The organism is Mesorhizobium sp. M1312 (assembly GCF_040318115.1).
GTDB lineage: Bacteria > Pseudomonadota > Alphaproteobacteria > Rhizobiales > Rhizobiaceae > Mesorhizobium.
In genome coordinates this window covers 18116-35348 of the sequence record NZ_JAMYLQ010000014.1, presented here as the reverse complement: position 1 = coordinate 35348, position 17233 = coordinate 18116, and the positions used below count along the sequence as shown (strand labels likewise).

The window sequence follows — 17233 nt, the reverse complement described above, 5'->3', positions numbered from 1 at the left end:
ATCGATCCGGAGGGGTGAACTGGTCACCCCTCCAGAAGCCTGCTTTTGATCGCCTTACTGGGCGACGCTGGTCATCAGCGCCCTCACGGCGGCCGCATCATAGACCGGATCGACCTTGGTCTTGCCGGAAATGATGTCTTCGCGCTGCGCCTGGATCTGCGCCCAGACATCGTCGGGGATCGCAGCGGTTTTCAGAAGCTTGACCGAATCGTCCTTGAGGCCGATCGAGTAGCTCTTGGTGCCGAACGTGTCGGCCTTCAGGTCGGCGATCATCGCCGCATAGACCGGCTCGATGTTCCAGACCACCGACGACAGCAGGAAGCCTTTGTCGATAGGCGTCTTGTCGCCGATGACGTCGATGAAATAGACCTTGCCGCCATCCCCGGCCTTGGTCGTCTCGACCGCCTGCAGCATGCCGAAGCTCGAGCCGTTGCCCTGGCCGAAAATGATGTCGGCGCCCGACGCGATCACGCTTTCGGTGACGCGCTTGCCGCCGGCCGCATCGCTGTAAGCGGCGGGTCCGATCACCGCATAGGTAACCTTGACGTCAGGGTTCTCGGCCTTCACCCCTTGCGCGAACGCCGCCGACTGCGAGTTCCACGACGGAGGCTCGCCGGACACGACGATGCCGACCGATTTGGAACGCGACATCTTGGCGGCGAGACGGCCGGCGAGATACGCGCCTTCGTGACCGCTCAGTGTGTAGTCGGCGACGAGGCCCTTCTCCAGACCGGTCGGCGTATCGACGATTGCCACCGGCACCTTGGTTTCCTTGGCGATTTCGGGAGCCGAGGTGTTGTAGCCGCTGGCATGAGCGATCAGCAGGCTGGCGCCGTCAACCGCTAGCTCCCGCAATGTCGGCCGCACGTCGCCATAGCCGAGCCCCTGCGCCACGACTATCTCGACACCGGCAGCTTTCGCCGCCGCCTTGGCAGCGTCGATACCTTGCTGGTTCCAGCCATAATCGGTACCTTCTTCCGGCGTCAGGATGGCGATGGACTTGACCTCGGCGGCAAGTGCATTGCCAAGGAAGAGGCCGCTCAATATAACAGCGCTTACGCTGTTCTTCAGAAACTTAGACATGTTACCCTCTCTGTTTGGTTGACCCAAGATATTCTTATTGTTATTGCGCAAAAGCGAGGTAGACTGCCTGAACAATTGTATCATGAGTTCAAGCAAGGTGGTTGTGCGGTACATCCTTCCAATAACGCTGGCGTTCACGTCGTTCGCCAACGCGGTTGAATTGCGGCAAATTACTGTGCGAACCGGCACCGACGGGCTCGATCCCGCGCCACTGACGATTTCGAATGCGGGGCGCGAGGCGCTTTCCTGCAACGCCGACTTCGCGCACTGGTATTCGGCCACGATCGCCACCGCGGCGCCTGGCAAGAGCGCACGTGTCGAGCTGTGGTTCGATCCAAAAACCGGGACGTTTGCGATTCTCAACGACAAGCGCGAAAACCTGCCCGTCGAGCGGCTGTGGTGCGGCCTGGCGGCCCAGGCATACGCTACGCGGGTGCAGATCGCGCTCGACCGGGCCAGCGCCGCAAAGGGGCAAGTGGCCGTGACGTGCGGCAGCGCGGACGGCAGGTTGGCCTGCCGGTAGACGCTGACTGTTGCCACTTTGGACATCGCCCTGAACCTTTACTCTGCCGCCAGGAACTTGTCGGTGAAGACGTCGTCTGCCGACAGCGCCGTCTTGAGCACGCCCTGATCCGTCAGCGTCTTCAAGGTCTCTTCCCACTGGGCCTTCGTCATCCAGCCGAGACCGTGTTCCTTCGTCGCCGGGCTGTTGAACGTCGAGGCGATGTCGGCCTTGAGCTGGGCCAGCAGCACGTCCTTCTTTTCGGCATAGCCAGGAACGGCCTTGGCTGTGATCTCGGCGGCTTCTTCCGGATGGGCCGAGACATAGTCGAAAGCTTCCCTGTAGGCCTTCACGAAACGGCGCACGACATCAGGCTTGTCCTTGATCATCGCTTCAGAGGTGAACAACCCCGAGCCATAGGCTTTCCAGCCGTGGTCGGCACCGAGCATGATGCTCAGCGACCCCGGGCCGCCGGCCTTGGCTTCAAGTTCGGGCACTTCAGCGTCGAGATAGCCGACCACTGTCTGCACACGCCCGAGCAGTAGGTAGCTTTCGTAAGGCGGCGAGACGCTGTTGAGCGTCATGTCCTTCTCGCTCATGCCGTTGGCAGCCAGGAAGCCCCTGAAGAAGATGTAGGTGGATCCTGCCGGGTGGATGCCGATGGTCAGGCCCTTGAGGTCGGAAGGCTTGGTCAGCTTGAGCGTCTTGGCGAGCGAGATGATGCCCAGCGGCGACTGCTGGTTGACCGCCGCCAGCGCCACGACCGGAACATTCTGCGATCTTGCCACGGCAAGCGTGGGAAGATCGCCGAAGCCGAATTCAGCGTTGCCGTTGCCCACTAGCCTCATGGCGTCCGGCGAGCCGGACCCCTTGCGGACCTCGGCCAGATTGATCTCGTTCTTGGCGAAAAATCCCTTTTCCTTGCCAACAAAGAACATGGCGTGATTGCCGCGCACCACCCAGTCGAGCTGCACGTTGACCGTGTCAGCCGCCAGCGCAGCGTTCGAGAAACCAAGCGCGCCGACTACCGCCGCAAAGATGGCTGCTTTGATAAGAGAGCGTCTCAGCATGTTTGTTCCCTTCTTTGATCTTGGTTGTTCGAGAAGCCTAGGCCTGGCTGAATTTCGGCGCCCAAGGCACCACGATGCGTTCGAGAAATTCGGCTGCGTAGTAGAAGGCGATGCCGAGCACGGAAACCAGCAGCAGCGCCGCAAAGACAAGGGGCGTGTCGAGCTGGGTCGACGCGAACTGGATGACGTAGCCGAGCCCGTCCGACGCACCGGCAAATTCGCCGACGATGGCGCCGATGACGCTCAGGGTCGCGGCAATTTTAGTCCCTGCCAATAGGCTGGGCAGCGAGTGGGGAACGCGGATCCTGAACAGGATCTGGGTCGGGCTGGCGCCGACCGAATTCATCAGCGACAGAAGCGAACGGTCGACCGATTGCATGCCGGCCAGCATCGACAGCGTCACCGGGAAGAAGGCAATGACCAGGATCAGACCGATCTTGGGGGTGAGCCCATAGCCGAACCAGAGGATGAAGATCGGCGCCAGCGCAACCTTCGGCACGTTTTGGAACAACACGACGAGCGGGTAGAGCGCACGGCCCAGCCAGTCGAAACGCACGATGACGAGAGCAAGCGCGATGCCAACTATGACCGAGACAAGAAAGCCAAACAGGATTTCGCCTGCCGTGACCACCGTCGCCCGCGCGAGAGTGTCCCATTGCGCGACCAGCGATTTCACAATCTCGGTAGGGGCAGGAACGATAAAGGAAGAAATCGAGAATATCCGCACCGCGGCTTCCCACAACACGATCGTCACCAGCAGAAGGATGACCGCCGGAAGCCAACTGCTTGTCGCCGCGTTCCAGCCGGAAACAGGCGGGGAGATATCGACGACGGGTTGCTTGCTCAAGACGCGCCTCCCGGCTGATGGCTGGAGCGCAGCATGGTCCGAAGCTGAAGCACCAGCCTGACAAATTCGGGGACTTCGGTCACGGAAGTGTCGCGCGGATAAGGCAGCGGAATGTCGAGGCTCTGGGTAATGCGTCCAGGGTTGATCCCCAGCACATGAACCTGGCGGGACAACTGGATGGCTTCATCGATCGAATGCGTCACGAAGACAATCGTCTTGCCGGTCCTCTGCCAGATCTCCAGCAGCGACTGGCCCATCGAGTCGCGGGTAATCGCGTCAAGGGCGCCAAACGGCTCGTCCATCAGTAAGACCGCCGGATCGAGCGCCAAAGCCCGGGCGATGGCCACCCGCTGACGCATGCCGCCAGACAGCTCGTTTGGGCGCTTGTGGGCGGCATCGCCAAGCCCGACCAGTTCCAGCATCTCCTGCCCACGCGCTCGCAGCGCCGAGCGCGACATCGACTTGTCGGCGATGCCGAGCAGCATCGAGGCATTGTCGACGGCGTTTTTCCACGGCAGCAGATTGGCATCCTGAAAGACGAGACCGATCATCCGCTTGCGCGCCGCCTCGCCTGGCGACACCCCCGCAATCGAAACGCTGCCGCTGCTCGGACTGATCAGCCCGGCCAGCACTTTGAGCAACGTACTCTTGCCGCAACCCGAGGGGCCGATCAGGGAAACGAACGAGCCTTTCGGAACCGAAAGGTCGATATCCCTAAGGATCAGCTGTCGGTTCTGATCCGTGCCCATGACCACCGAAACGCCCGTGGTGGAAATGAGGTCGTCATGGCGGATGTGGGTCGGTCTGCCACCGGCTGGTCGAATGGTTTCAACCTGCATGGCTTGTCGTCCCATGCACGTTCGTTGCTTGAACACCCGCCTTCACGGCGGTGATCCCAGCCCCGTGCGCACAAGTGACCAACCGGCAGAACTCCCCAACCCGGCTGCGCATAACTTGTGCCATCGCCTACTCCCGGCCCTCGAGGATGCGGCGCACCGCGACGAGCTTGCGCGCCCGTTCGCCTTGCAGCGCCTTTATCTGCTCGCGTGTGTAGGAGAACATGCCCTCGCCCGACTTGATGCCGAATTTCGATGCACCGGTCTTCTCCAGAACCATCGGCGCGACATCATCCCGATTGGAAAGATCGGCGTTCAGGAACGACGAGACGGATTTGTAGATGTCGAGCCCCGCCATATCGAGCAGCGCCATCGGCCCGATGACGGCGATCTTGGAGCCGATGCCCCATGAAACGCAGGTATCGAGATCCTCCGGTTCGATGACACCGCGCTCGACTAGGTCGACAGCCTCGCGCAGCAGCGCGTAAAGCACGCGATTTTCGACGAAGCCGGGAACGTCCTTTTTCACGACCACCGGCAACAGGCCGATCGAGCGGATCAACTCGCGTATGGTCGCCACGGTTTCAGGCGCGGTTTTCTCGCCGCCAATCACCTCGATCATCGGAATGATATGCGGCGGGTTCGACCAATGCATGCCGACCAACCTCTCGGGATGGGAGATATGGGCCTGCAGCTTGGTGATCGGAATACCTGACGTGTCCGAGGCGACGATCACCGAAGAGCCGATCAGCGGGTCGATGGCGCGATAGGTTTCGGCCTTGATGTCGATATTCTCAGGCACATTCTCGATGACCAGTTCCGCACCATCGACAGCCTCGGCGAGGGTGCGGACAAGCCGCACCGTGCCCGCGCCCGTTGTCGGCGCCTTGATGTCGAGACGGTCCAGAACCCCGCCGGCCAGGTCGAGCATGCCGCGGGCGCGTTCGACCGCGACATCGGAAACATCGTACGCCGCCACGTCGAGCCCGCCGCGCGAAAGCCGCGCGGCGATGCCCGGACCCATCGTTCCCAATCCGATGAGGGTGGCGCGCTTGATCATCATGCAGCCTTTGCGGCGGCGGCGGTGGTCGCCGCTTTGAAGGCCGGACGAGCGGCGATTGCGGCCACCCAGCGCTCCAGATTCGGCAGCGACGGCCGGTCGATCTTGAAGTCGATGCAGCGTTTCAGGATCGGCGCGCAGGCAATATCGGCGATCGTCAGCTTGCCCAGCGCCAGGAAATCCTTGCCGGCCAGATGCCCGTCGACGATCTTGAGCTGCGCCACAAGGTCCTTCACCTGTTCCTTGTATTCGGCGGTCTGCTCTTCGGGCGTCAGCTTCGCGCCTTTGAAGGCAGCCAGATAGCCGGGATTGACCGCCGCCAGCAGAAAATCCATCCAGCGCTCGACCTCGGTCTTTTCGGCAGGGGTGGCGCCGTTCAGCTGTTCGCCGCGGGATGCAGCGAGATAGCGCAGGATGGTGTTGGACTCCCAGATCACGGTGTCACTGTCGACCAGCGTTGGGACTTTCGACGTCGGGTTGAGTGCCTTGTATTCGGCAGTCTTGGTGTTTTCGAATTGGCGGCCGTAATCCTCGCGCTTGTATGGCGCACCAAGCTCTTCGAGCATGAAGAGCACCTTTTGAACGTTGCCCGATGTCTGGCGTCCCAAGAGCTTGTACATGTGGTCTCCTCGATTGTGTCGTGGCCTACTTGCCGGCCGGCAGCGGCTTGTAGACGATGGCGTCCATTTCGATCTTGGTGTTGATGACCGCCTTTGCCTCGACGGTCGTGCGTGCCAGCACCGCGTCACCGATCCCTTCGAGGAACGCCTTGTTGTAGCGGCCAAAGTCGCGCGTATCCTCAAGATAGGTGGTTATCCGCACGACATCGGAAAGCGTTGCGCCCTCATCGGCAATGACGCGCGCGATGGTCTTCAGCGTCGCCAGCGTCTCTTCCTCGATCGTGCCGCTGATCATGTTGTTGTTCTCGTCCTTCGGCACCTGGCCGGAGACGAAAATGAAATCACCGGCACGCACAGCCGGATGAAACGGCAGGTTCGGATTCTTCTTGCCGACGGCGTAGTGGCTGGCGGATTTTCGCGTGCTGTCGCTCAATCTGTCCCCCTAGAGAACGCTGGTTTCGATGATGTCGACGCCACGGATGCGGTCGATCAGGTAGACGATGCCGCGGTCGTCGATGGTGACGTCATTGGAAGAGGAACGCTCGGCGCCTTCAGGCGCATCGGGCATGAAATGGCCGACTTCCTTGGGTGCGAACGGGTCGGCGAGGTCGACCAGCCGCAGCCCCTGCGCGAACCATGCAAACGGAATGATGGTGCCCTTGAACCGTTCGGAAGGCTGATGGCAGCCGGTCATCGGCGGTTGCGGTGCGCCGTCCGGGTCGAGGCCTGGCACCTGGAAGGTCGAGATCGGCAGCGGGTTCGTCTCGTCGGTGATGTCGTAGATCCAGGTGAAGGCCGGCGGCGAAGGTCGGAGCTTGGCAACATCCTCGTCCGCCACCACCATGATGTTACGGCCCTTGAGCGGCTGCGGGATCGGCAGGCACGTATGCGTGGGATGCGGGAAGCTCGGGCTCGAATTGATATGCGAGACAAGCTTCGGCTTCGAAAGGTCGGAAATGTCGAGGATGAACAGGCCGTGATGCCAGTAGCTGACATAGAGCCGGTCGCCCATCCGCAGCGGATGATGGCAGCGCGGCGTGACGTAGTCGTGCCACGGGTACTCTTCACCGCCGCCGGTCCACTGGCCCGGTATCCACCAGCGCCCGACCTCGACCGGGTTCACCGGATCGATCAGGTCGAGGATCATCACGATGTTGCCGACATAGCCGTCGGCGGTCGGCGAGATATAGGCATAGCGGCCGTCATAGTCGTAGCGATGAACGCCATGACCACCAGTTATCCACTTCGAGATCAGCTTCGGCTCTGTCGGACGGGTCGTGTCGTAAAGCGCCAGGCCACCACCGAAATCGGCCGGGCCCGCATCGCCGAAGCGCTCGTGGTTGATGATCATCAGACCGTCCTGGGCGCGCACCTTATGCGAGTGCCAGCCCGGCGGAACGTCGATTGTCGCGATCTTCTTCGGATTGCGCGGATCGGAAATATCGACCAGCGTCGTGCCGCTCGGCGGTCGCATGTGGCCGATATAGAGAATGTTGCCGTCGACCCAGACCTGACCACCGCCTGGACAGTCGACATGGCCGATCTGCTTTGTGTTGAACGCCGAAACCAAATGCATACGCCCTTGCTGCTGAAACGTCTTTTTCGGCGTCCGCGCCACTGTGGTGGCGCGGACAGTTTCCGCTGCAAAAACTAAACGATGCGGAGCAGATCGCCGGCCTGGTTGCGGCCCCAGCGCTTGTAGAGGAGCAGCGCCTTCTGTGTCGGCGCATCGGTGGCGCCGAAGAAGATGACCGGCTCGGTCGAGGAGCAGTTGACGTGCTCGACCCAGGAACCACCCGGTATGGCGATCGTATCGAACTGGTTCCAGTCGTAGCGCTTGCCGTCGATGATTGAATGGCCATTGCCGCGGAATGGCGCCAACAGCAGGCTGGCGGTCTCGCGCTGCGGCAGCGTCTTCTCGCCCGGCCGCAACATCTGGACGTAGAAATTGATCGTGTGGAAGACCGGGCCGCCAGTTGTGGGGTCGACATAGTCGATGACGATGCCTTCGTGCGGATCGCCGTCCCAATCCTTGTGGGCGTCGAGGATCGCTTCCATCTTTTCCCAGCGATAAACATACATCGGCGACGACAGGCCACCGCCGCGCTTGTGGTCCACGAAGCGCGGCATCAGGCCGCCCTCGCCGTAGATTCGTTGCGAATAATCGCTCGGGAAACGGGCGGTCTGCACCTTCTTCTCGACTTCCTTGCCGTCGACCATCTCGGTGTATTTGTGGTCGAAATGCACGGCGTGCAGCGTCTCGACCAGCGGCAGGTCGAGAACCGAAAGGTTGACCGCCTGTTCGCCGCCAACCGTGCCGTGATTGTGCCAGGCGTCGTTCGGCGTCAGCACCATATCGCCGGGGCCGAAAACCACGTCCTCGCCCTCGACGCCGGTGAAGTTGCCCTTGCCGGTCAGGCCAAAACGTATGGCGCTCGGCGAATGCTTGTGCGGCGGCATGATCTCGTCCGGATCATTCAGGCGGTAGGCGGTGTACATGGTGCTGACCGATGCGCGCTTGGGCGCAAGACCCGGATTGACCAGGATCAGCGACCGGCGCTCGCTGTCGTCCATGGTCACCAGTTCGGCGGCCCGCTGCAGCAGCGGCTCGATGTCGGCATAGGACCAGACGAAGGGGATCGCCTTCGACGTCGCCATCAGCTGCTTGATCTCGTCGTGATCGACGCCTTCCGATGTCGCCCAGAACGGAAACATGTTCTTTTCATAGAGGGCGTCATAGAGGCCCTTCAGCGCTGCCTTTTTGTTGGTGACGGCGAGGTCTGCTGGTTGCGCCAAGGACATGACTGACACCTCTCTTCACGAAGAAAACGCGTTTAACCAACTCAACCGTATTCGTATTGGTTTTGCTCGACAATCCCAAAAATGAGAATTCCTTTAAGTTTTTGGTTGAGAAATATTGTTGAAAGGCAAATACCGCGAAAGGCGATGAAAAAGTCAGAAATACGCAAAAAACACAGCCTGAACCGGTAGATGCGGATCGAGCCATGACGGCCGCGATCTTCCCCACGGAAGCCCAACCAGCTCGAATTTTTGTTCAACCAAAGGATTTTGGTTGAACGCCGGACGACGCCGATCAGGCGGCCATGCTTTGTTCAGCACGGCTGCGGATCAGGTCCGAAGCCTTTTCGGCGATCATGATGACCGCCGCATTGATGTTGCCGCAAATGAGGTCCGGCATCACGGAAGCATCCACTGCGCGGAGCCCGGCGACGCCGCGCACCCGCAGTTCGGGATCGACCACCGAGTCGGCGTTGACACCCATGCGGCAGGTGCCGGCCGGATGATGTACGGTGATCGACGTCTTGCGAATGTGCTCATCGATCTCGTCGTCGCTTTGGCATTGTGAGCCCGGAAAGAATTCCGATGAGATGAACGGCGTCATCGACGGTTGCGCAGCGACGTTGCGTGCGACGCGGAAGCCCGCGCGAAGCGACTGCCAGTCACGTCGCGAAGACAGGAAATTCTGGTGGATCAGCGGCGCCGCCAATGGGTCATTCGACGCCAGCTTGACGCTCCCCCTGCTTTCCGGTTGGACGGCGACGATGCGGGTCGCAAAGCCATCGGCGAAGGGCGCCTTGAACGGCGACATATAAGGCCATGCGGCAAGCGGTGCAGCCGTGAAAAGCAGCTGAACGTCCGGCAGCGACCGGCTTGCGTCGCTTTTCAGAAACGCCACGACCCCGCCAGGCACATCTCCCGAAAAGCCCTTGCCGGTGAGATAGGTCCTGACGAAATCCAGCCCGATACGATCGGCCCGCATCATCTTGAGGAATGGTCCCGGCTGCTTGCGCCGATACATCAAAATGACCGAAACGTGGTCCTGCAGGTTCTTGCCGACCTGCGGACGGTCGACTTTTGTCTCGATGCCATGCGCGGCGAGTTCGCCGCCATCGCCGATCCCCGACAGCATTAGCAGCTGAGGCGTATTGATGACGCCGCCGGCAAGCACGACCTCACGCCGCGCCAGAACCTGGTGGGTCGCGCCGCCTCTGGTGTAGGCGATGCCGGTCGCGCGCCCGTCCTTCAGCAGGATCCTCGTCGCCATCGCGCCGGTCAGCACCTTGACATTGCTGCGGCGCATGGCGGGACGCAGATAGGCGGACGCGGTCGAGCAGCGGCGACCGTTTGCGATCGTCATCTGCAGGCGACCAAAACCTTCCTGCACGGCGCCATTATAGTCGTCAGTCTGGGGATATCCGGCATCCCGGCTGGCCGTGGCGAAGGCATCGATCAGCTCGTCCTTGTAGCGGCAGAACTGGGTGTTCAGCGGACCGCTGCCGCCGCGATAGTCGCTCTCGCCCTTTTCCCAGCGCTCCTGCTTCTTGAAATAGGGCAGCACCTTGTCGAACGACCAATCGGTGAGGCCGCCGGCTGCCCAGCGATCATAGTCGCCACGATTGCCGCGCACATAGGCCATGGCGTTGGTGGAGGAGGAGCCGCCGATGACCTTGCCGCGCGCACATTCGACCTTGCGGCCGCCGACATTGGCCTCGGGCTCGCAGAAATACATCCAGTCGTGACGGCGCTCGGTCAGGATCTTGCCCCAGCCGAGCGGGATGTGGATCATTGGATCTCGATCCCAGTCCCCGGCTTCCAGGAGCAGCACGGAAACCGCCGGATCTTCACTCAGGCGGTTTGCAAGCACGCAGCCGGCCGACCCGGCTCCGACAATGACATAGTCGAATGTTTCCCCAAACGGCATGCACGGTCCTCGGGAGAAGGACGGCCCCTCAAGATGTGAGCCGTCAAAGAAACAACTGCTGCACTCAACCATCGCGCAACTGATGTTGTCAACCACTGGGCACAGATGTAGATTGGTTGAGTTGGTTGAGCGCCGTGTTCATCGATTCCGTGTCGCAATATGATATCAGGACGTTGAGTCGATCGCTGCCGATCAGACAGGAGATTTGGTTTTGAACGCATTCGAGCCGCAGATCGTATCATCGGATCTCGACGACATCATCGCAGCGGTCCGCCAGTTGCAGCAGGGTGGCGGTAAGCTTCCTTCCGAGCGTGACCTTGCCGAACATCTGAACGTGAAGCGCCATCAGCTCCGCAAGGCGCTCGAGTTGCTGCGCCAATCAGGTGATTTGAAACCGGCGCGCGCCAGGCGTGCGCCAACCGCCCTGCCCCGATATGGCGAAGAACTTGTCCGGGTAACCAACCCCATCGAGGTTCTGGAGTTGCGCCTGCTCATGGAGCCGGGCCTCGCCCGGCTGGCATCGCTGCGCGCCTCCTCGTTCGAGACGGCCCGGATCATCGATGCGGCAACCACGCCGGAGAATGCCTCGTCGGGCGCGGTCGATTTCGCTTTTCATTCCGCCATCGTCGCTGCCGCACGCAACCATCTGGCCGCCGAATTCTATAAGATGCTGCGCCAGGTCGGGGTCGATGCGCGGGTGAAGATCGCACGTACCGCAGCACCCACCTGCCCTAAGCGGATCGCCGAGCGCGACGGCGAACATCGTCTGATTGCCGATGCGATCTCGAAACGCGACCCGGAAGCAGCCGAAGCGGCGATGCGCGCGCATTTGCTATCCGTGCAAAGACGAATCACGGAACGGTCGAATGCCGGCGCCTTTGCGGCATGAGCGTCTTGCGTTCTAGCCAGCCAGCCTGCTCGCGGCGAGTTTCAAATTGATGCGTCATTTCGACGTGCTGGTCGTCGGCGCGGGATGTGCTGGCTCGGTTATAGCTAGTCGGCTAAGCGAGGACAGCTCGTGCCAGGTCGGCCTGATCGAAGCCGGGACCATGCCGTTCGATCCCGATATCGCCGACCCGCTGAAGTGGACGATGTTGCAAGGCCGCGCCTATGACTGGGCCTATCGGACGGTGCCGCAACCCTTTACCGCAAACCGCGTCCATGAATGGCCGCGCGGAAAGATAGTCGGCGGTTCGAGCTGCCTGCATGCCATGGCCCATGTGCGTGGTCATCCCGACGATTTCCAACCCTGGGCAGTGGCCGGCGGCGAACGCTGGTCGTATTCGGGCTTGTTGCCGGGCTTCGTCCGCAGCGAAGCTTTCACCGCCTTTGACGCGCCGTCGCGCGGCCGCAGCGGACCGCTGGATGTCTATCTGCCGGATGCGGAGGTCAGCCCCGTCGTCCGCGCTTATATGGCCGCTGGACAGGCCATGGGGGTCCCCATCCTGACCGACCACAACAGCGGCGAGCTCGCCGGCACGAGCCCCAATTCGCTAAACATCCGCGCCGGCAAGCGCCTGAGCGTCGCAGACGCCTATCTGCCGCCGGAGGTCATGGCGCGACCGAACCTCGCTCTGCTGACCGCCCACGAGGTCGAGCACCTCGTGCTGGAGGGCCAGCGGGCCACGGGTGTGGCTGTCGTGCGCGACGGAGAGACCACGACGGTTTCCGCCGACAGGATCGTTCTTTGTGCCGGCGCGGTGTCGTCGCCGCTCATCGTCATGCGGTCGGGCATCGGCGATGCCGATACGCTAAAGCAGGCGGGGATACGCTGCCTTGCCGACCGACGCGCTGTCGGCCGCAATTTGCAGGACCATCTGCTGGCCCTTGGAAATGTCTACAGCACGAAAAAACCGCTGCCGCCGTCGCGCCTGCAGCACTCGGAATCGTTGATGTACCTGCACGGTATTGATCCGACCCGTTCGACGGGAAGCCCCGATATTGCGCTCGCCTGCGTCGTTGCTCCATCAGCCGCAGAGGGCCTGAGTGCCCCGCCCTATGGCTCGGCTTTCACGATTCTATGCGGCGTCACCCATCCGACCAGCCGTGGACACATCGCACCGAGCGGACCGGGCCGAAACGATGTACCCATCATCGATCCGCATTATCTCGAAACCGAACACGACCGGGCGGTTTTCCGGACGGCCCTGAAGACGGCGCGCGTGGTTGGTCATCATGCAGCGCTCGACGAGTGGCGCGACGTGGAAGTCCTGCCGGGATTGCCGGTGCGGTCGGACGCCGATCTTGACGCTTTCATCGCGAGCGCCGCTTCCACACACCATCATCCTGCCGGCACGTGCAGGATGGGCGGGGATGCCGACGCAGTTGTCGACCCGGATTTGCGCCTGAACGGCTTCGACAACGTCTTCATCGTCGACGCGTCGGTGATGCCGACGATCCCGAGCGGACCGATCAATGCCGCTATAGTCGCCATCGCGGAAACCTGGGCGTCAGCTCCGCCTAGCCCATGACCCCCCGACCAGCCTATTCCGCCCAGAGTTCGCGGCGCAGTTCGCGCCAGCTTTCCTTGTTCGGTGCGACAAGAAGGCCACCTCCGACATGTGAAGGCAGATAGGCGCTGCCGTCGAAACGCGCCGCGTAACCACCTGCCTCGGCATGGATCAGCACACCGGCCAGGTGATCCCACGGCATCAGCTTGTTGTAGACCACGAAGTGGGCGTGGCCGCTCGCCAGCAGGCGGTATTCGTGGGCCGCGCAGCGATAGCCGAATTGCGACAGGGATTTCGTCTGGTTGCGCGCCAGCCGCGACCGTTCCGGCTCGGGCATGTATTGCCAGGAAACCGCGCCGGTCATTTGCGAGATCGGTGCAGGCTCGGCGACATGCACCTTCTCCAGAGTGCCATGCGCATGCCGTATGTGGCTGCCAGCACCTTTGGCGCCGATCAGCCAGTCCTTGCCAACGGGATCGTGAACGATGCCGGCGACGGTCTCGCCCCTCACGACGACGCCGAGCATGACGCCGAACAGCGGCACGCCGGAGGCGAAGTTGAAGGTGCCGTCAACCGGATCGATGACGAAGGCGACATCGGCTTCGCCGAGGCCCTGGAGCAGCGCCGGATCGTCGGAACAGGCTTCCTCGCCGACGATCATCGCCTGAGGGTAACGCTCACGCAGCCTGACGGTGATGAGCCGCTCGGCATTAACGTCGGCCTCCGTCACCAGGTCGGCTGCCGAGGTCTTCTGGCGGACCTCGCCCTCATCCAGCCGGCGAAAGCGCGGCATGATCTCGGCAACGGCGGCGTCGGACAGAATCTTGGCGAGCCAGTCGATCGCGGTATCGTCAAATGTCATCGGGAACGTCTTGCCTTGTGGTGAGGGTCCCGTTGAGGGCGGCGAAATCGAATAGCTTTCTGTCGAGCAGATGCGAGGGCCGCACATTGGTCATGGCGTGGATCATCGTGTCCTTGCGGCCGGGCATGCGCTTTTCCAAGTCGTCGAGCATCGCCTTCATCGCATTGCGCTGCAAGCCGTCCTGGCTGCCGCACAGATCGCACGGGATGATCGGGAACTTCATGGCGCTGGCGAATTTTTCGAGGTCGGCCTCGGCGCAATAGGCGAGCGGCCGCAGCACCATGACGTCGCCGTCGTCGTTGAGAAGCTTGGGCGGCATGGCGGCAAGGCGCCCGCCATGGAACAGGTTCATGAAAAAGGTTTCGAGAATGTCTTCGCGGTGGTGGCCGAGCACCAAAGCCGAGCAGCCCTCCTCCCGCGCGATGCGGTAGAGATGCCCGCGCCTGAGCCGCGAGCACAGCGAACAGTAGGTGCTGCCCTCGGGAAGCTTGTCGGTCACCACCGAATAGGTGTCCTGATATTCAATGCGGTACGGAATGGCGTATGTGTTGAGATAATCGGGCAGAATGTGTTTTGGAAAGTTCGGCTGGCCCTGGTCGAGATTGCAGGCCAACAGGTCGATCGGCAGCAGCCCGCGCCATTTGAGATCGAGCAGCAGAGCGAGCAGGCCGTAGGAATCCTTGCCGCCCGATAAGGCAACGAGCCAGCGATCGCCAGGCCTCACCATCGAAAAATCGTCGATCGCCTGACGGGCGAGACGCAGCAGCCGCTTGCGCAGCTTGTTGAATTCGACCGAGGACGGCACATCGGCAAACAGCGGATGAAAGCCGCCTGCGGCATCGGCGATCGGTTCGAGTGTCTTGGCGTCTGGCAGCATGTTCATGGCGCGTCGGCCCCAAAGGTCCTTGTTGCTGCCCGGAGTAGCGCATCGGCCCGAAAATCGAAATCGATTTTCGAAAACCACGATGCGCAAATAAGAACCAGAGCACGGCAGACAAAGAAAAGGCCGCCTCGATGGGCGGCCTTCGATGCTGTCGCAGACGGCGCGTTCGATCAGCGCGAATAGAATTCGACGACCAGGTTCGGTTCCATCTGCACGGCGAAGGGAACATCCGACAGACCGGGGATGCGCCCGAAAGTCGCGGTCATCTTATTGTGGTCGACCTCGATGTAGTCAGGCACATCGCGCTCGGCCAAGCCCACTGATTCCAGGACGATCACCAGCTGCTTCGACTTTTCGCGCACTTCGATGACGTCGCCCGGCTTGCAGCGGTATGAGCCGATGTTGACGCGCTTGCCGTTGACATTGATGTGGCCGTGATTGACGAACTGGCGAGCTGCAAAAATGGTTGGCACGAACTTGGCGCGGTAGACGACCGCGTCGAGACGCGACTCGAGCAGGCCGATCAGGTTCTCCGAAGTGTCGCCCTTGCGGCGATCCGCCTCTTCATAGACCTTGCGGAACTGCTTTTCCGAAACGTCGCCGTAGTGACCCTTGAGCTTCTGCTTGGCACGAAGCTGCAGGCCGAAATCGGAAAGCTTGCCCTTGCGGCGCTGGCCGTGCTGGCCGGGACCGTATTCGCGCTTGTTGACCGGGGATTTCGGGCGGCCCCAGATGTTTTCGCCGAGACGGCGGTCGATCTTGTATTTCGCGGATTCGCGCTTGCTCATCGCATTCCCTTTCAAAACAATACACCCGGAACCTCATGGTCCGGGTGAAGGAAACGCGCCCTCCTCTGGCCCCCGTTTTCGAGACCTGACAGGGTTTTCCCACGCAACGCGGCGGAAAACCCACGGGACACGTCATTCTAGACAAGAGCTGAGGAAGATTAGAGCGCTTCCCAAACGTCTTGCGCACATAAAGAAACCACCGGACGTTGCGGCCCGGTGTTGGTGGGCTGATTAAACGGAGATTTAACCGGTGTCAAGCTTGCGGGCTGGCGTTGGTGAGGCAGGCGGTCCTCGACGTTGAATGCTGCATCCTGGTCATCGCAAGGTCATCCGCTACAAGGTACGGCGCCGCCACTGGGCCTGGTAGCTTGACCGTTGGTTGGTCAACTGGATCCGCAGGCGACCGCCCTGCGGGTGCTTCCAGTCGGACGCGCGGCTAGTGCTTCGATTTTTTCTCGGGCAGGCCCTTACGCTTGGTCTCAGCGAACTCCTCTAGCTGCTTTTCGCTCATCGATTTGTACATTCCCTTTGAAGCGCCTTTGAGTTCGCTCTTCTTGGTCTCGCCGCGCTTGGCGGACAGTGCCGCTCCTGCGGCTTTTTGCTGGGCTTTTGAAGTGGCTGGCATGATCGTTTCTCCCGTCTTGCAATGAGGGAAAAACGCACCGGTCCGGGTGATGTTCCCAGATATCAGGAAATCGCCAGCCCAAACCCCTGCATCAGGCGGCGAGTCGGGAAATCAACCCGCTTTGAGGTGAAGACAGCAAGATCGGCGCCTTCCGGCAACGCCTCGCCGCCATTCCTGGCCTCGGTGTCCGCGAGCAGCGAGATCGCCCGCCGTGCGATCGCCTCGGCGGGATCCAGCCAATCGACCGGCCAAGGTGCCGTCTTGCGCATGCGGTTGGCCAGAAAGGGATAATGGGTGCAGGCAAGCACGACGATGTCGGTCCGCAGCTCATCATGTTCGACGAAGCACGGCGCGATCTCGGCACGCACAGCCTCTTCATCGACAAAGCCTTCGCGCATATAGACCTCGGCCAGTCCCGCCAGATTGTCGCTGCCAACCAGACGGACATGGCATTTCTGCGCCCATTTGCCGATCAGGTCGCGCGTATACTGGCGCTTGACGGTGCCGGGCGTCGCCAGCACCGAAACCAGCCCGGAGCGCGTGCGTTCCGCCGCCGGCTTGATCGCCGGCACCGTGCCGACGAAAGGATGGCCGGGAAATCTTTCACGCAACGCATCGATAACAAGCGTCGAAGCGGTATTGCAGGCGATGACCGAAATGGCCGGCGAAAAACGGTCGAGCAGCTTGCCGAACAGCTCCAGTATGTGCGCCCTCAGTGCCGGTTCCTCCCAAGCGCCGTAAGGGAAAGCCGCGTCATCGGCGACATAGACAAAGCGGCGGTCGGGCATCAGCACGCGCGCTTCGCGCAGCACCGTCAGGCCGCCGATGCCGGAATCGAACATCAGGATCGGGCGGGCGCTTGAGGGATCGGTCATTGTCATCGG

At 61.6% G+C, this 17233-nt stretch carries 18 protein-coding genes; 3 read left to right on the top strand and 15 right to left on the bottom strand.

Going from position 1 to position 17233, the window contains the following annotated elements:
- Nucleotides 1-54 precede the first annotated feature (54 nt).
- Nucleotides 55-1083 carry a putative B6 ABC transporter substrate-binding protein gene (locus tag NKH36_RS17590; RefSeq protein WP_352963590.1) on the bottom strand — a complete coding sequence of 343 codons (1029 nt, stop codon included), beginning with the start codon at nt 1081-1083 and terminating at the stop codon, nt 55-57.
- A gap of 43 nt (nt 1084-1126) precedes the next feature.
- Here NKH36_RS17590 and NKH36_RS17585 point away from each other — a divergent pair, with 43 nt between their 5' ends.
- On the top strand, nt 1127-1606 hold the full coding sequence (locus NKH36_RS17585; RefSeq protein WP_352963588.1) for a hypothetical protein: 480 nt from the start codon (nt 1127-1129) through the stop codon (nt 1604-1606).
- Nucleotides 1607-1644: 38 nt separating this feature from the next.
- On the opposite strand, the gene NKH36_RS17580 is transcribed toward NKH36_RS17585, so the two are convergent.
- The 9 genes from NKH36_RS17580 to NKH36_RS17540 all read right to left on the bottom strand — a co-directional run bounded on the left by NKH36_RS17580 (nt 1645) and on the right by NKH36_RS17540 (nt 10741).
- Complete coding sequence (locus NKH36_RS17580) at nt 1645-2655, bottom strand: ABC transporter substrate-binding protein (RefSeq protein ID WP_352963585.1); 1011 nt, start codon at nt 2653-2655, stop codon at nt 1645-1647.
- Between the two features lie 37 nt (nt 2656-2692).
- Entirely contained in the window at nt 2693-3502 is an 810-nt protein-coding gene (locus NKH36_RS17575; protein WP_352963583.1) for an ABC transporter permease, read from the bottom strand.
- A complete protein-coding gene (locus NKH36_RS17570) occupies nt 3499-4341 on the bottom strand; it encodes an ABC transporter ATP-binding protein (RefSeq protein ID WP_352963582.1) in 843 nt (280 codons plus the stop codon). Before NKH36_RS17570 ends, NKH36_RS17575 begins: the two co-directional genes overlap by 4 nt.
- 127 nt (nt 4342-4468) lie before the next feature.
- Complete coding sequence (fhmpcd1, locus tag NKH36_RS17565) at nt 4469-5398, bottom strand: 5-formyl-3-hydroxy-2-methylpyridine 4-carboxylate 5-dehydrogenase (RefSeq protein WP_352963739.1); 930 nt, start codon at nt 5396-5398, stop codon at nt 4469-4471.
- Nucleotides 5398-6018, bottom strand: a complete 621-nt coding sequence (locus tag NKH36_RS17560; protein ID WP_352963581.1) for a glutathione S-transferase family protein — start codon at nt 6016-6018, stop codon at nt 5398-5400. Before NKH36_RS17560 ends, fhmpcd1 begins: the two co-directional genes overlap by 1 nt.
- A 25-nt stretch (nt 6019-6043) precedes the next feature.
- The gene (locus NKH36_RS17555) at nt 6044-6451 is read right to left on the bottom strand and encodes a RidA family protein (protein WP_292393238.1); all 408 of its coding nucleotides are present in this window, start codon (nt 6449-6451) and stop codon (nt 6044-6046) included.
- A gap of 9 nt (nt 6452-6460) precedes the next feature.
- Nucleotides 6461-7594, bottom strand: a complete 1134-nt coding sequence (locus NKH36_RS17550) for an LVIVD repeat-containing protein (protein WP_352963579.1) — start codon at nt 7592-7594, stop codon at nt 6461-6463.
- 74 nt (nt 7595-7668) lie between these two features.
- Nucleotides 7669-8820, bottom strand: coding sequence for a cupin domain-containing protein (locus tag NKH36_RS17545; RefSeq protein WP_352963577.1), 1152 nt, complete (start codon nt 8818-8820; stop codon nt 7669-7671).
- A 292-nt stretch (nt 8821-9112) separates the two neighbouring features.
- Nucleotides 9113-10741, bottom strand: a complete 1629-nt coding sequence (locus tag NKH36_RS17540) for a GMC family oxidoreductase (RefSeq protein ID WP_352963575.1) — start codon at nt 10739-10741, stop codon at nt 9113-9115.
- A gap of 211 nt (nt 10742-10952) precedes the next feature.
- Here NKH36_RS17540 and NKH36_RS17535 point away from each other — a divergent pair, with 211 nt between their 5' ends.
- Nucleotides 10953-11630: a FadR/GntR family transcriptional regulator gene (locus tag NKH36_RS17535; protein ID WP_352963573.1), complete on the top strand. Its 678-nt coding sequence runs from the start codon at nt 10953-10955 to the stop codon at nt 11628-11630.
- Between the two features lie 46 nt (nt 11631-11676).
- On the top strand, nt 11677-13212 hold the full coding sequence (locus tag NKH36_RS17530; protein ID WP_502912057.1) for a GMC family oxidoreductase: 1536 nt from the start codon (nt 11677-11679) through the stop codon (nt 13210-13212).
- 13 nt (nt 13213-13225) lie between these two features.
- On the opposite strand, the gene NKH36_RS17525 is transcribed toward NKH36_RS17530, so the two are convergent.
- The 5 genes from NKH36_RS17525 to murI form a co-directional block, all read right to left on the bottom strand.
- Nucleotides 13226-14053 (bottom strand): inositol monophosphatase family protein, encoded by an 828-nt coding sequence (locus NKH36_RS17525; RefSeq protein WP_352963572.1) that lies wholly within the window; start codon nt 14051-14053, stop codon nt 13226-13228.
- Nucleotides 14043-14936, bottom strand: coding sequence for a tRNA 2-thiocytidine(32) synthetase TtcA (ttcA, locus tag NKH36_RS17520; RefSeq protein ID WP_352963570.1), 894 nt, complete (start codon nt 14934-14936; stop codon nt 14043-14045). The genes NKH36_RS17525 and ttcA overlap by 11 nt, the downstream gene beginning before the upstream one ends.
- Before the next feature lie 170 nt (nt 14937-15106).
- Complete coding sequence (gene rpsD / locus NKH36_RS17515; RefSeq protein WP_029353615.1) at nt 15107-15724, bottom strand: 30S ribosomal protein S4; 618 nt, start codon at nt 15722-15724, stop codon at nt 15107-15109.
- 436 nt (nt 15725-16160) lie between these two features.
- The gene (locus tag NKH36_RS17510) at nt 16161-16349 is read right to left on the bottom strand and encodes a DUF3008 family protein (RefSeq protein WP_023717374.1); all 189 of its coding nucleotides are present in this window, start codon (nt 16347-16349) and stop codon (nt 16161-16163) included.
- A gap of 62 nt (nt 16350-16411) precedes the next feature.
- Nucleotides 16412-17224: a glutamate racemase gene (gene murI / locus NKH36_RS17505; RefSeq protein WP_352963568.1), complete on the bottom strand. Its 813-nt coding sequence runs from the start codon at nt 17222-17224 to the stop codon at nt 16412-16414.
- Nucleotides 17225-17233: the final 9 nt, after the last annotated feature.

Excerpts from the sequence above, each read along its gene's own strand:
- NKH36_RS17590 (WP_352963590.1), bottom strand. The coding sequence starts at position 1,083 with ATGTCTAAGTTTCTGAAGAACAGCGTAAGCGCTGTTATATTGAGCGGC.
- NKH36_RS17580 (WP_352963585.1), bottom strand. The coding sequence starts at position 2,655 with ATGCTGAGACGCTCTCTTATCAAAGCAGCCATCTTTGCGGCGGTAGTC.
- NKH36_RS17570 (WP_352963582.1), bottom strand. The coding sequence starts at position 4,341 with ATGCAGGTTGAAACCATTCGACCAGCCGGTGGCAGACCGACCCACATC.
- fhmpcd1 (WP_352963739.1), bottom strand. The coding sequence starts at position 5,398 with ATGATCAAGCGCGCCACCCTCATCGGATTGGGAACGATGGGTCCGGGC.
- NKH36_RS17560 (WP_352963581.1), bottom strand. The coding sequence starts at position 6,018 with ATGTACAAGCTCTTGGGACGCCAGACATCGGGCAACGTTCAAAAGGTG.
- NKH36_RS17550 (WP_352963579.1), bottom strand. The coding sequence starts at position 7,594 with ATGCATTTGGTTTCGGCGTTCAACACAAAGCAGATCGGCCATGTCGAC.
- NKH36_RS17545 (WP_352963577.1), bottom strand. The coding sequence starts at position 8,820 with ATGTCCTTGGCGCAACCAGCAGACCTCGCCGTCACCAACAAAAAGGCA.
- NKH36_RS17540 (WP_352963575.1), bottom strand. The coding sequence starts at position 10,741 with ATGCCGTTTGGGGAAACATTCGACTATGTCATTGTCGGAGCCGGGTCG.
- NKH36_RS17525 (WP_352963572.1), bottom strand. The coding sequence starts at position 14,053 with ATGACATTTGACGATACCGCGATCGACTGGCTCGCCAAGATTCTGTCC.
- ttcA (WP_352963570.1), bottom strand. The coding sequence starts at position 14,936 with ATGAACATGCTGCCAGACGCCAAGACACTCGAACCGATCGCCGATGCC.
- rpsD (WP_029353615.1), bottom strand. The coding sequence starts at position 15,724 with ATGAGCAAGCGCGAATCCGCGAAATACAAGATCGACCGCCGTCTCGGC.
- NKH36_RS17510 (WP_023717374.1), bottom strand. The coding sequence starts at position 16,349 with ATGCCAGCCACTTCAAAAGCCCAGCAAAAAGCCGCAGGAGCGGCACTG.
- murI (WP_352963568.1), bottom strand. The coding sequence starts at position 17,224 with ATGACCGATCCCTCAAGCGCCCGCCCGATCCTGATGTTCGATTCCGGC.